The organism is Paramixta manurensis, assembly GCF_013285385.1.
GTDB classification, from domain to species: Bacteria; Pseudomonadota; Gammaproteobacteria; order Enterobacterales; family Enterobacteriaceae; genus Paramixta; species Paramixta manurensis.
In genome coordinates this window covers 286,721-300,376 of the sequence record NZ_CP054212.1, presented here as the reverse complement: position 1 = coordinate 300,376, position 13,656 = coordinate 286,721, and the positions used below count along the sequence as shown (strand labels likewise).

10 protein-coding genes are annotated in these 13,656 nt (G+C 54.2%); all 10 read right to left on the bottom strand.

The genetic code is table 11. The features are described from left to right. Positions 1-5: 5 nt before the first annotated feature. A complete protein-coding gene (gene ugpQ / locus PMPD1_RS01395; protein WP_173632377.1) occupies positions 6-749 on the bottom strand; it encodes a glycerophosphodiester phosphodiesterase in 744 nt (247 codons plus the stop codon). After that, a complete protein-coding gene (locus PMPD1_RS01390; RefSeq protein WP_173632376.1) occupies positions 746-1,819 on the bottom strand; it encodes a sn-glycerol-3-phosphate import ATP-binding protein UgpC in 1,074 nt (357 codons plus the stop codon). Before PMPD1_RS01390 ends, ugpQ begins: the two co-directional genes overlap by 4 nt. Positions 1,820-1,822: 3 nt before the next feature. Further along, positions 1,823-2,668 carry a sn-glycerol-3-phosphate ABC transporter permease UgpE gene (gene ugpE / locus PMPD1_RS01385; RefSeq protein WP_173632375.1) on the bottom strand — a complete coding sequence of 282 codons (846 nt, stop codon included), beginning with the start codon at positions 2,666-2,668 and terminating at the stop codon, positions 1,823-1,825. Then, positions 2,665-3,552, bottom strand: a complete 888-nt coding sequence (ugpA, locus tag PMPD1_RS01380) for a sn-glycerol-3-phosphate ABC transporter permease UgpA (RefSeq protein WP_173632374.1) — start codon at positions 3,550-3,552, stop codon at positions 2,665-2,667. Before ugpA ends, ugpE begins: the two co-directional genes overlap by 4 nt. 57 nt (positions 3,553-3,609) lie before the next feature. Further along, positions 3,610-4,929: a sn-glycerol-3-phosphate ABC transporter substrate-binding protein UgpB gene (ugpB, locus tag PMPD1_RS01375; RefSeq protein ID WP_173632373.1), complete on the bottom strand. Its 1,320-nt coding sequence runs from the start codon at positions 4,927-4,929 to the stop codon at positions 3,610-3,612. Between the two features lie 275 nt (positions 4,930-5,204). After that, a complete protein-coding gene (locus tag PMPD1_RS01370) occupies positions 5,205-5,630 on the bottom strand; it encodes a hypothetical protein (RefSeq protein ID WP_173632372.1) in 426 nt (141 codons plus the stop codon). A 2-nt stretch (positions 5,631-5,632) separates the two neighbouring features. Continuing rightward, a complete protein-coding gene (locus tag PMPD1_RS01365) occupies positions 5,633-9,688 on the bottom strand; it encodes an RHS repeat-associated core domain-containing protein (RefSeq protein ID WP_173632371.1) in 4,056 nt (1,351 codons plus the stop codon). Positions 9,689-9,697: 9 nt separating this feature from the next. After that, on the bottom strand, positions 9,698-9,826 hold the full coding sequence (locus PMPD1_RS22645; protein WP_354292741.1) for a hypothetical protein: 129 nt from the start codon (positions 9,824-9,826) through the stop codon (positions 9,698-9,700). Continuing rightward, a complete protein-coding gene (locus tag PMPD1_RS01360; RefSeq protein ID WP_173636079.1) occupies positions 9,823-11,373 on the bottom strand; it encodes a hypothetical protein in 1,551 nt (516 codons plus the stop codon). The genes PMPD1_RS22645 and PMPD1_RS01360 overlap by 4 nt, the downstream gene beginning before the upstream one ends. A 13-nt stretch (positions 11,374-11,386) precedes the next feature. Next, the gene (locus PMPD1_RS01355; protein WP_173632370.1) at positions 11,387-13,600 is read right to left on the bottom strand and encodes a type VI secretion system Vgr family protein; all 2,214 of its coding nucleotides are present in this window, start codon (positions 13,598-13,600) and stop codon (positions 11,387-11,389) included. Positions 13,601-13,656: the final 56 nt, after the last annotated feature.

Sequence of the window (13,656 nt, the reverse complement as noted above, 5' to 3'; positions counted from 1 at the left end):
GGAGGCTAGCTAAAATCGGGGCCAATGGTATCGATGCGATCGGTACAGATGGCATCAACACCCTGTTCTAATAAGCTTCGTGCACGTTCCGGGCGGTTAACGGTATACACCAGAATGCGCAGCCCGGCCTGCTTTAGCTGCGCAATGCGGGCGGCATTCAGTACCCGATAATTTAAATGGATGGAGACACATTCAAGCCGTTCGGTCATCTCTCGCCAATCCGCTTGCCACTTCTCTAACAGCAATCCACGCGGTAACTCCGGAGCGGCCTGCATCGCCGACTCTAACGCCGCATAAGAGAAAGAGGAGAGTAAAGGCGCCGTCTGCCCTTGCCAAAGCTCGCGTGCCGCCAACGCCACCGCCCGCCCGGTTTCTTGTTCCTGACCGGTAGTGGGTTTGATCTCAATATTGGCCATCATGCCATGCTGACGGCAGCGATCGGCTACCTCGGATAAGAGCGGTAAACGTTCATGCTGAAAGCGCGGGTTAAACCAACCGCCGGCATCCAGTTGTACCAGCCTTTGCCACGGCAATTCACCAGCCACGCCCCGGCCGTTACTGGTGCGATTGAGCGTATCATCATGCAGTAAAAAGATCTGATTATCCTGAGAGAGTTTGGCATCAAACTCAATCATGGTATGACCGTAATGCGCGCCAACATCAATGGCGGCGAGAGTGTTTTCCGGCGCCAGCTTTCCGCCGCCGCGATGGGCGACAATCTTTGGATAAGGCCAAACTTGGCTAGTCATTCAAGACGCATTCCATGAGTAGAATCGAAAAAGTGTAGCGCGTTATCCGGCAGCGACAGCCACAACGTACTGCCCGGCACCGGGCGGGTTATATGCGGCAACCTGACCACCACCGCATTCTGCCCCCACCTGCCATGCGCCAAATTATCCGCGCCTAAAATCTCCAGCGTATCCACCACCAGCGGAACACCGCCTGCTTCACGCGTGGAGAGTTGAATATGCTCGGGACGGATACCCAGCGTCAAGCGCCGATTCGCCCACCCGGCTCTGGCATTCGCCAGCGGCAACACGAGAGTGTCGCTGACCAAAAAACCGCTGCCGTCATCATTTAACCCGCCTTCAAGCAGATTCATCGCCGGTGAACCAATAAAACTGGCAACAAAACGCGTGGCCGGTTTTTCATAAACCTCGACCGGCGTACCTAATTGTTCAAGTACGCCTTTATTCATCACCATCACTCGCTGCGCCAGCGTCATCGCTTCGACCTGATCGTGCGTAACGTACAGACTAGTGGTGTTCAAACGACGATGCAATTGCTGCAGCTCAAGTCGCATCTGCACGCGCAAGCGCGCATCCAGGTTAGACAGCGGCTCATCAAATAAAAACACCGCCGGTTCGCGTACAATGGCGCGCCCCATCGCGACACGCTGGCGCTGACCGCCGGACAGTTCACGCGGGCGGCGGGCGAGTAACGCGTCCAATTCCAGGCTACGTGCCGCCTCCAACACCCGCTGACGAATTTGCGCTTTGCCCATACCACGAATTTTCAAGCCGTAAGCCATATTCTCTTCCACCGTCATATGTGGATAGAGGGCATAATTCTGAAATACCATCGCAATGCCGCGATCTTTCGGTTCCAGCTCAGTCACCCGCTGTGAATCAATCCAGATGTCACCAGAGGTCACGCGCTCCAGCCCGGCAACCATGCGCAGTAGCGTTGATTTACCACAGCCGGACGGCCCAACCATCACCATAAATTCGCCGTCGCGAATTGTCACATCTAATGGCTGAATCACCTGATGCTTACCATCCCACGACTTAGTTACCGCCTGTAATCGTACGCCTGCCATCGTTTATTTCTCGCTCTCAACCAACCCACGCACAAACGCGCGTTGCATTACCATCACCACCACTACCGGCGGGATTAACGTCAGCAGCATTGCCGCCATCACTAAGTTCCATTGCGTGGTGCCTTCGCCAGAGGCGATCATGCTGCGAATACCGGCCACTGCGGTGCCCTTACTCGCTTCGCTGGTGACCAGAATCGGCCACAAATACTGGTTCCAGCCATAGATAAAGGTGATCACGAATAGCGCCGCTAAATTAGTGCGTGATAAGGGCAGCACCACATCGCGGAAGAAGCGCATAGGGCTGGCGCCATCAATACGCGCGGCGTCAATCAACTCGTCCGGCAACGACATAAAAAACTGACGAAACAAAAAGGTCGCGGTTGCCGATGCCATTAACGGCAGCGTCAATCCGCTATAGCTGTCCAGCATATGTAGATTGGCGATCACCTCTACCGTCGGAAAAATTCGCACCTCCACCGGCAGCATTAACGTGATGAAAATCAGCCAAAAGAAGAGATTACGTAATGGAAAACGAAACCAAACCAGCGCAAAGGCCGAAAGGATCGAAACGGTAATTTTCCCGATAGTGATCCCCAGCGCCATTACCGTGCTATTCAACAGCAACACGCTTAACGGAGCGCTATTGGCGCTAACGCCCTGTTGCCAGATGGTTTGGATGTTGTGCCATAGGCTGTTGCCCGGTACCAGCGTCATCGGCACCTGAAAAACCTGTTGGTTATCCAGCGTGGCGGCGACAAACGCGACATACAGCGGGAACAGAATCGACAACACCCCCAAAACCAGCAGCGTATGGCTAAAAATATCCAGCCCGCGACGATGTTCAATCATTGGTAACGCACCTTACGTTCTACATAGCGAAACTGCGCCACAGTGAGCACAATCACTAATAACATCAGCACCACCGACTGGGCAGCCGAGGCGGAAAGATCGAGCCCGGCAAAACCTTCCCGATAAATTTTGTAGATCAAGGTAGTGGTGGCCTGCACCGGGCCGCCCTGCGTCGCGGCATCAATGACCGGAAAGGTGTCGAAGAAGGCATAGACTAAGTTGACCACCAGCAGAAAGAAGCTCACGGGCGTAATTAAAGGCAATGAGAGATTAAAAAACCGCCGTACCGGCCCGGCCCCGTCAATCGCGGCAGCTTCAACCAGCGAACGCGGAATGGATTGCAGAGCGGCAAAGAAGAACAAGAAGTTGTAGCTGATTTGCTGCCATACCGAGGCCAGCACCACCAGAAACATCGCCTGGCCACTATTTTGCGCGTGGTTCCAGTTGTATCCCATTTGCGTCAGCGCATGGGTGATTAACCCCATGCCGGGGTTAAATAAGAACATCCACAAGACGGCGGCAATTGCTGGTGCCACCGCGTAGGGCAATAAAAGCAGCGTTTGGTAGACGCGTTTTAGCCGTATCACATAATCGACCAAGGCGGCGAAAAAGAGTGAAATCCCCAAGCCACAAACCGTGACCAGCCCGCTAAAAATAAGCGTGGTGCGAAATGAAGCGAGATAATACTCATCCGAAAACAGGCGGATAAAATTCTCCAACCCAACAAAGGTGCTGGACAGGCCAAACGGATCGACGCTTTGCACCGAATACCACAACGCTTCCCCCGCGGGCCAGATAAAGAAAATCAGGGTAATCAGCAGTTGCGGCAACACCAACAGATAAGGCAACGCGCTGGTACGAAAAACGGGACGCGGTGAAGACATAAACGCGGGCTCCGGGCAAAACGTGAAAAAGGGCTGGATTAACCAGCCCGGACAAGATTATTTCACTTGCTGCTGAAAACGGCGTAGCAAGGCATTACCACGCTCCACCGAGGCATCCAATGCGGCCTGCGGCGTTTTATTGCCGTTCCAGACGCTCTCCAGTTCCTCATCCACAATGGTACGGATTTGCGGCATATTGCCGAGGCGCAAGCCTTTGGTGAACGGTAACGGCGGCTTATTCAGCATTTGGCGCGTCGCAATATCCGCACCTGGATTTTTGTCGTAATACCCTTGTTGGCGTGTCAAATCATACGCGGCGGTAGTAATCGGCAAATAGCCGGTTTTCTGATGCCACTCGGCGGCAATCTCCGGTTGCATTAAGAACTGCATAAATTCAGCCACGCCTTTATAGGTCGCCGCATCTTTACCTTTCATCACCCACAAACTGGCGCCGCCGATAATGGCGTTTTGCGGCGCGTTCGGCACCGTCGCGTCGTAAGGCATCATCCCGACGCCATAGTTAAATTTGGCGTAATGACGAATATCCGCCAGCGAACCGGAGGAAGCGGTCGTCATGCCACAGTCGCCGTTATAAAACTTAGCGGTAGACTCATCTTTACGACCGTAATAGGTGAAGTCCCCTTTTTTGTTCATCTCTTCCAGCATCTGGATATGACGAACCTGAATCGGTTTATTGAACTCCAGCACCGCGTTAGTGCCGTTAAAACCGTTATTTTCGCTGGCGACCGGCAACGCATGCCAGGCACTAAAGTTTTCTATCTGAATCCATCCTTGCCAGCCGCTGGCATAGCCGCAGCTTAGCCCCGCTTTACGTAAGGCGGCGGCGTCTTTCGCCAGATCCTGCCAGGTTTTTGGCGGCTGCTCCGGGTCTAAACCGGCTTTCTTAAAGGCGTCTTTGTTGTAATACAGCACGGGCGTTGAGCTATTAAAAGGCTGAGATAACAGGTGTCCGTTCTGTGCATCGCTGTAGTAACCGGAAATCGTCGGCACAAATTGTGACTCATCAAACGGGATCCCGGCATCTTTGAAGACTTGCCAGACCGGCTCAATCGCCTTTGACGCCATCATGGTTGCGGTTCCGACTTCATAAACCTGCAAGATCGCCGGTGCTTTACCGGTGCGCACGGCAGCGATACCCGCCGCCAGGCTTTGCTCATAGTTACCTTTATAGGCCGGAACCACTTTGTAATCGGGATGTGCCTGGTTAAAACGTTGTGCCAAAGAGTCAACTTCTTTCCCTAACTCACCTTCCATCGAATGCCAGAACGGTATTTCGGTGACAGCCAGCGCCTGGCCGCTGATTGCCAGCCCCAGAACTACGCCAGGCAAGGTATGACGCAATGTGAAAGAGGACATATCGGTTTCCTGTGTCATTGTAGGTACGCGCGATTTCACGCATTTTATGTTCGCGACGTAACATGACACGGGAAAATGACAGAGAGATAACCGCCAGATGACAGGAAGATTTCAGGGCGATGACGAGAAAAAGCGCGGCAGAAGCCGCGCTATTTATATGTTGCGGTGAGAATATCACCTATAATCAGGTGGCCAAATTTACTGTGCCACTACACCTTTGCTGGTAGGCTAACGTACCCGACCACACGAGGATCTTATTTTTCGTACGGTTGCCCTCACCCACTTATTCTTGCATAAAGCTCATTGAGTTCTTTCGCATACTTCTTTGCGCCTGGAATACCTATTGCTTTGATATAAGCAACCAGACCATCAGGATGATACGCTAACAGGTAATACTCAATTAAATGTCCAATCGGGAAATTAATCTGCGGAGCATTATTAACGATGTTATCTTCACCGCCGGATTCTAAATAGGCGTCATTCTTTTTTACTATCCAGTTGATGGTTTTGTCACGGTCATTTTTTATTAGCTCATCCAGCGCATCAAGGCTCACCTTCGCCTGCTGTAAAGACTCATTATCCACTTCAATAATGAAGTCATGAATCGGTGTCACGCGGTCAATTTTTTCCGGCAGGACCCGATCCAGTGCATCCAGATATTCTTCGTAGCTTTCAGTATGCATGAAATCATTAAGTGTCATATTTAGTGTCCCGTATAGTTACCAACATCCTGAATAATTTTGATCAATCGGGAGCCAGTGTGCCTGTAAGGATCCCTTGCGGCATGTTCCCAAGGCGTCACCTTCTCCAGGTTATAGGGAAGGTCGATATTTTTACCTGACCGTTGCGGCCAGTGCAGGTGGTTAAGCTCCAGTGACACATTTCGTGTTCGGATTCGCCGGGTCTTAAAGTGGTACTCCTCTACCCGAATTCGCGGCGCCAGCCCCAGCCGCATGCGTAACATATTGACCGGAGAATAACTCCCTTTCGCCGCAGCTTTAGCTTCAGCTTTCCAATAATGACGCCGCGCGGTACTCCAGCATTTTAAGCCGAGAGGATCGACCCACGTCAGCGGGGCAATCACGTAGTCATAAACATTGAGCCCGCCGGTAAGCCCTAGCGGGTCCTGGCTGATATAGGCGGCAATCACCGGGTCGTAATAACGATGGCGGTTGTAATGCAGGCCGGTTTCGACATCAAAATAGTGTCCCTGGAAGCGTAACGGATTATCGATTTGGCAGGTACCGATCTCGCCTTTTTCACCCCATGGGCCACTTTTCTCCGCCCAGACAATCTCCCCGCCCGGTGACGTCAGCCGTACCGGCGCACCGTTTGGATCGCAGTGATAGTGCCAGCTCTGTTTCTGACCGTGTTCTTGCGTCAATAGTGCCAGAGGCCTGAAACTGCCGGGGTAGTAGAGATACTCACGCATGGTGTTAAATATTTGCGCCTGCGCTTTCTGCCGCTTTAGCCGCCCGCCGGTATCGAAGATGCTCAGAGCCACCAGCGGCTCCTGTGTAAGGGTGACCGCCTCGCCCGCCAGCGCATCTTCCTGCCAGTAGAACCAGCGCGTTTCACTGGCGGTTTGTTTGAAAACCCGTCTTCCCAGACCATCATAACCATAACGCACCAGCGCATTACCCTGACGAACAGCAATCAACTGGCGGTTATCATCCCAGATGAAATCCTCTTTTTCACCCTCCTTATGGATGCGCTGACGCAATTCGCCAGCGCGGTCAAACACATAGCGTGTCTGTTGGTGGAGTCCTTCGCGGAACCAGCCGCCTGCACTGTCATCTACATTGCGGATCTGAGTGTGTAACTGATTGCCCGCCGCATCATAGACAAACTGACGCAGCACCTCGTCCGGTGCGGTGTGCGCCACCAGACGTCCTACTGGATTGTAGGTATAGCGATCGCTGCCCCACTGGGTGTCTTCACGCAGCGTCAGATTGCCTGTGCGATCGTAAGCAAAGCCGCTGGCGAACAGTGGTAGATCGTTTCGCAGCACCTGCTGTGACGTTAAGCGTCCGCAATGGTCGTAGCCATATTGGCGCTCAACCTCGCTGGAAAGTTGCTCGCTGACTTTGCGCCCGCAGTCATCGTAGCGGAAGCGTATAGGTGCATCATCATTAAGTTGCACCTCGCTCAACCTGCCATGTTCATCTCTGCCATAACGCACCCGGTGGCCGCCGTCACTCTCACGCGAGACCAGCAACCCGCGCTCGTCGTAGCCGTAACGAAGCTGGAAACTGTCCTGCTCCTCGCACAGCAATCGCCCGGCGCTGTCGTAGCGCCACGCCAGTCGCCGCCACGGATTTTCGCATAACACCATGCGTCCGCATGGATCATAATGAAACGTCGCCTGTAAAGTATCGCTGCTACGTCGCTCTCTCAGTCGTCCCGCGCTGTCATAGCCGTAGCAAACCTCACGACCGAGCGGATCTTCGCGGCTGATCAACCGGCTGGCACTATCCCAGCCATAGCGCGTTATCTGATCCCAGTAATCACTCTCCGCCGTGACACGGCCCAGCGCATCGCGGGTGAACTGCCAGTGTTGACCATTCTGGTTGGTTACCGTTACCAGACGATCTTCTGCATCGTACTGATAACCCAACACCGCGCCATCCGGTGTCTCACTGGCCGCCAGCATTCCTGTGCCGGTATAGCGAAAACGCGTCACGCGCCCCTGCTCGTCGATAAATTGCAGCGGTTCGTCTTCCCGGTCATAGCTGACGCGCACTTCATTTCCCACCGGGTCAACGGTGGCGACCAGCCGGTCTTTCATATCCCAGTGGAAGCGGGTTATGCCGCCATCGGCGTCAATACGCTCCTGCAACGTACCGCGTACTGAATAACGAAAGCGGGTTACTCCGCCGTCTACAGGGCGTTCAGCGCTTAAAAAACCGAAACGATCGTAGTGATAATGGGTTAGCGGAGAACCAGGAACCAAGGACGAGCTCAACTGGCCGAACGCATCATATTGATAACGCGACGTCACGCCCGTTGGATCAATTTCTGCGACCAGGTTACCGCAGTTATCGAACTGCTTACGCCAGTTGGCGCCCTGTTCATCACTTACCGCAATCAGCTCACCCCAATCATCGTAGCTCGCCTGCACAATGCTACCATCCGGTAGGTGTTCGGCAACCATCTGCCCCCGTTCGTCATACTCCCAACGCCAGGTACTTCCATCCGGTTCCACCAGTTCAGCCGTACGTCCAAAATCGTCGTAGCGAAAGATCGTATTGCCGCCGCCAGGATCGATTTCGGCTATCGGTAAGCCATTCTCATCAAAGGTAATACGCGAGATATAGCCTGCCGAATCGAAAATTTCCACTTCATTAAGCAACTCGTGCCAGGCAAAGCGGTAATCCCAAACGCCGCCATCGCCCCAGGCATGAATCACCCGCCGAGCTTCATCGTACTGGTAATGAAATCCCTGGCCGTTGCGATCCACATGGCTTACCAGATAACGCTGCTGCCAGAAGAAGCGGCGCGGGTGCGAAAGCGCATCAACTTCGGCGCTAAGCTGGTTGTCTGCATCATATTCATAGCGGGTAAGCGGGGTAATCTCTCCATCCAGCGCATTGCGCAAACGCAGCGCCAACAGCCGATCGTTTTGCCAAGAAACGAGGATCTCGCGTCCGGTGCTCCCCGCGTGACTGAACTCGCGAATGTGCTGCAATTTCCTGCCGCTCCAGGCAAATTCCCAGCCATTACCGTTACGATCCACCAATTTGTACACCGGTAGCTCGCCTGGTTTACCGCTGAAATGCAGCTCTGGTCCGCTCTCCTGTTCGATTCGCCAATACGCTTCACCGCCGTGCTTTTCACACCACAGACGGCTCCCGTCCGGCAGGCCGGTAACGGCATGTTCACGGCCATTCGCCCGCGGCAATTCGGTAAACAGCGTCATCCCTTCCGCCTGGGTCAGCAGGGCAACACCTTCATCAATAAGTATCTCAAGGCGGGTATCTGCCGGGGTTGACCAGCCGTAGCCGCATACCCCTTCCATTTCTGTATTGGATGAGGTGTAGCTGCGCGTCCATTCCAGCGGCACTCTTCCGGGCAGATAGAAATCCAGCTGATCCAAGCTGACGCTACCATCGCGAATATCCACCGGCTCGGCGCGCAACACCCTGCATTTCAGGAAGCCGGGGTCCATATTGCGGAACAACTTTTGGCGCAGCTTGCGGAAGCGTTGCATAAACAGCCGCCACCGTGGCCCTTTTTTCAGTTTTTTAAACCCTTTTCCCAGGCCACTTAACCCGGCACGCATCAATAACGCCATCAGGTTGATAGTGGGCGGCCCACCGACGATAACATTATTGGGCAACGCCAGGTTAAAGGTCAGCGGCAACGTCAGCGAAAGGGGTTTCGATTTCGTGGTACGTTTGAGGCGAAGCGGCGGGATTAGACCAATAATGTTGCAACTCAGTACCGGCATACCAATGCGGGAAAACGGTTCGCCGTCCACCGAGACGGTTTTGCTGCCCATAAACAGCTCGTCGTCAATCTGCGGGCCCCCCGGCGCGCGCAGTGGTGGGAGCCACGCCCCACCCACAGGAATATGCACCGCCATTCCGCTCGTTCCAGCGCTGGCGCGTTTGATACTGTTGACGTGAACCGTGGTGCCAATCAGTGGCAGATAGTCGAAAACATCAAAAACGATGCCGATATGTGGAGTTGGCAACGGCCACGGATAGGTGTGTATATCCAGCCCGAGTTGGGGATCGAAATGGGCGCCAGAGTGCATCACTTAACCTCAGAATATCGCGCGCAACAGCGCACGCAGGAAAGTACGACCCTCGACCGCCAGATCGCTCTCAGATAGGCTTAAAAAGAGCAGCGCCAGCACGGTGATGACAACAATAGTGATAATGCGATTTCTCATAGAGGGTTGCTTCCTGCAAAGTCAGTTAACGATACGTCCCCCTCTCCCCAGGCGGGCAGACGTTGCCATTCGTTGGGTGGCGCATCAAATGGATGGGCAATATCCGGCAGGCCGCTCCAATACGGATGCAGGTTATCCCGCGCCAATAGGACAACGCGGCGAAAGCTCTCGTCGCCGCGACGGATAATGTTTTCACGCTCTTCACGCATCCGCATAAAGGTCGTCTCAAGTTGTAGTTGCAACCAGCTGTCGGCCTGCCGTATCTGTTCGACCTCTGGCCCAGGCGGCAGTAGTGCTTCTGCCTGCGCAATAAGCTGTTGCTTATCCGACTGCCAGCGCGCGGCACAGGCTTCAAGCGCTTCGGTTCTCCGTTTGTCATACATACGCAGTAAATCCTGGAATACCAGCGGAAGTGTGGTCTGCCCGCGTTCCTGAAGCGGCACCGGCTTCGCCGCCTGAATAGCGCGAGCGTATTCCTCCATTGCCATTGAGCGATGCCCGCACAGCCAGAGACAAAAACCGCACATCCGCCAGCCTTCCATCTCAAACACAGGATGCGGGATAGCCTGCGCCTCTGTCGCCGCCTGCCGATACATTTTCGCTGCCTGTAAATACGCTTTACCGGAGAACCAAGCGCCCGCTTCGCCAAAGGTGCTTTGCGTACGCAACTGCCCTTTTATACTTGCGTCGGGCACCTCGGCAGAGATATTTTGCGCCTGTCGGTAATGTTCCACCGCCTGCGCACGATCGCCGCCTTTGAGCCAGCCGCCGGCAATCAGGTTATGTATCATCGCTTGCTGGTCCGCCCAGCTGCGGTGCCGGGCAATAGTCAGCGCCAGGCTGCCGCGTGCCGCTACCTGCGCGGCGCTGCCTTTTTCCAGCAGTAACATGGCATCAGCCAGATAACGACGGAACAGCAAGCGGTCTACATCGGTATCAGTCTGTTGCTGCGCGGTCTGGTGCATCACCCTCATTCCATCAATCTCATCCTCAATCAGCCAGACATGACGTGGATTCGCGGCATGCAGCGGTTGCCATATCGGCTGTTCAACGGTGTCAATCAACAATAGTCGGGGCGCAGCTACGCCCTGTTCCAGCCAGCTATTGAGCCAGCGTAACATCGCGCTTTCATCGCTAACGGCAGAGGGTTTCAACACCAACACCAAATGACGGAAATCGTTGGCGAACTGTTCAGCGAAATTCTGCAACAAGTCACGTAACTGTCCGGCGCTGTAACAGGGTAACCAGAGGTCAGCGTTCCAGAAAGCGGCATCGGGCGTGGCTTCATATTGCTCAACAAATTGGCGACTTAACGCGTCGCTGTAGCCGTATCCGGTTTCAAAAGGAGTGTTAATACTGAGGAACAGATCGGGCAATGAACGCCCTTGTGGGTGCTGTTGCAGGGCAAAAAAGCCGTCCAGCAGTGATTCGCCATTCGCCGGAACGCGCCAGATAAACAGCCGGCTGGCGGCATGCTCACTGGCATCCAGCCAGCTTAACTCCAGCTCGCTCATCACTTTTTGACAGGGGTTTTTGGATGCGTTCATCATGGCTTCCCTATCAGGCATTCAGCTGGATTTTCTTGCCATTGACCGTCACCCCGGTAGCATTAATTGTGATGGTCGCTCCGCCTGCGGCGATCTCCACACTTCCCTTATCTATCAGGATGCCGCTCTCGCCGACGTTGATGTGGAAAGTGTCCGTAGCGCTGTCGACCACGTTGCCTTGCGTAAAACGGGTGTCGTCGCCGGTGATACTTAACGTGCGCCCGGCACCAATATTCACCTCCTGTTTTTGTGCCACCGTGCACGTTTCATTGCTGCTGACGGTGACACTACGGTTACCGCTGACGTCCAGCGTCTGGTTGCCGGTCACCTGTAGGGAGCGGTTTTGGCTGACGCTGACTTTCTCACTGCCCTGTACACTGCGCGTGCGATCCTGTATTACCGTCAGCATCTGATTGCCTTCCACGGTGCCGGTATTGTTGCTTTTCACCGTCGTGGTATGGTTACCGGTGATGGTTTCATCACGATTTTGTGCCACGCTCAGGCTTTCATTCCCCTCCACGTTCTCGGTGCGATTCTGCTGCACCGTAGTCGTTTCATTCCCGTTGATGGTCTTGCTTCGATCCTGACCCACAGTAATCGTTTCATTGCCATCGACGGTGTGAGTCCGGTTCTGCCTGATGTGGCTTGTTTCGTCTTTGCCAACGGTTTTGGTGCGGTTGCTGCCGACATCATGGGTTTCGTCATTTTCGACTTCAGTATCCATATTGCGCTCGGCATGCAACCACAGTTGCTCGGCACCAGGTTTGTCCTCAAAGCGCAGGGCGTTGGCGTTATCCGGCGAACCGCCTTTGGAACGGCTGATAAAACCCATCTGCGTAGCTGCCGCTGGTAGCGCCCATGGCGGCATGCGGGCTTCGTTGTAAACACGGCCAATAATGAGCGGCCTGTCTGGCTCGCCGTTAATAAAATCGACCACTACTTCGTCACCAACACGCGGGATCTGCACTCCGCCGTAGCCCTGCCCGGCCCAAGCGCTGGAGACGCGTACCCAGCAGGAGCTGTTTTCATCGCCCTGACTTTGCCGATCCCAGTGGAATTTCACTTTGACGCGGCCATATTTATCCGTCCAGATCGACTCACCTTCAGGCCCCACCACCCTTGCCGTCTGTGGCCCATAGGTTCGTGGCCAGTCGGTGACCGAGGCTGGTCGGAACTGGGTTGTTGCCGGAATGACGGTAAAGTCGATACGTTGTTGCGTTTCCCCGACATCGCCGGAAGCATACTGGTTCTCGGCAAAATCATAACGCGCGGCCACTACCAGCCACTGAGTGTTGTCGGCCTCATTCGGTGAGCGGATCAGCGTAAAGGTGTGTCCTGGTGCAATTCCGGTCGCAGTGGCACGGCCCTGCATTTGCTGCTGCTCCGCCTGCCAGGATTGCTGGCGGATACGGGCGTAAGATTCACCATCGCCATGCTCGACAAAACGGCCAGGCCAATCATAAACATCGATTTTCCCTGGTGTCGGCGAAACGGGATTCTGTGTGGTTTGCAGCATCCAGGCATGGGGTTTACGAAAGTCATAATCATCGGTACTGTAAAGACCAGGCGTGACGATATGCCGCGCCAGTAACTGACTGACGCCTTCTTCGTTCACCACGCCGCCGTTTTGCGCATGCCACGGGATTACCTCATAACCTGGAAATGCTTCCGCCTGTGCATAATCGTCCATCAGCACCAGCGTGTGCCCCTCTTTGCTGTGACGGAATAGGTAACTAATGCCCTCCAGCTCCAGCAGCCGGCTGATAAAATGAAAGCTACTTTCGGCGTACTGCACGCAGTAATCCCACTGGCGATAGCTGCGCGTCAGTTTACTTTCAATCTTTACCTGGTATTCCGAAAATAGGGTGCTGACAATATCCGGAACGCTCTGCTGCTGGAAAATGCGGAAATTGCGATCGCGCATCATTGGCCAGCAATCCGGTTCAAGGGTCGCCTGGTACACCATATAGCGCGTGCCATCCAGCTCTTCCGACCTCGCCGAAATTGCCGTGACTTTACCGCTCAGATAGCGCTCGGCCGCTGGTTGTGCCGGGATCACCACAGTTATATTCTGGCCCAGCAATTTTTGCCGATCGAGAGTGAAATCTTCGCTCAACAAATCAATCTGAAAGCGAAAGGGCGTGGAGAGTTTTTCTTCGCCTTTAAACTTCCAGAATAAGAGCGAATCACTTCCGGAGGATGACAGAACGGTTATCCGGTTAATCATATAAGTTCCTTTTATACGTAACAGATAATAAATACCTAAACGGATGTTTTCACATT

Excerpts from the sequence above, each read along its gene's own strand:
- ugpQ (WP_173632377.1), bottom strand. The coding sequence starts at position 749 with ATGACTAGCCAAGTTTGGCCTTATCCAAAGATTGTCGCCCATCGCGGC.
- PMPD1_RS01355 (WP_173632370.1), bottom strand. The coding sequence starts at position 13,600 with ATGATTAACCGGATAACCGTTCTGTCATCCTCCGGAAGTGATTCGCTC.
- ugpA (WP_173632374.1), bottom strand. The coding sequence starts at position 3,552 with ATGTCTTCACCGCGTCCCGTTTTTCGTACCAGCGCGTTGCCTTATCTG.
- ugpE (WP_173632375.1), bottom strand. The coding sequence starts at position 2,668 with ATGATTGAACATCGTCGCGGGCTGGATATTTTTAGCCATACGCTGCTG.
- PMPD1_RS01365 (WP_173632371.1), bottom strand. The coding sequence starts at position 9,688 with ATGCACTCTGGCGCCCATTTCGATCCCCAACTCGGGCTGGATATACAC.
- PMPD1_RS01390 (WP_173632376.1), bottom strand. The coding sequence starts at position 1,819 with ATGGCAGGCGTACGATTACAGGCGGTAACTAAGTCGTGGGATGGTAAG.
- PMPD1_RS22645 (WP_354292741.1), bottom strand. The coding sequence starts at position 9,826 with ATGAGAAATCGCATTATCACTATTGTTGTCATCACCGTGCTGGCGCTG.
- PMPD1_RS01370 (WP_173632372.1), bottom strand. The coding sequence starts at position 5,630 with ATGACACTTAATGATTTCATGCATACTGAAAGCTACGAAGAATATCTG.
- ugpB (WP_173632373.1), bottom strand. The coding sequence starts at position 4,929 with ATGTCCTCTTTCACATTGCGTCATACCTTGCCTGGCGTAGTTCTGGGG.
- PMPD1_RS01360 (WP_173636079.1), bottom strand. The coding sequence starts at position 11,373 with ATGAACGCATCCAAAAACCCCTGTCAAAAAGTGATGAGCGAGCTGGAG.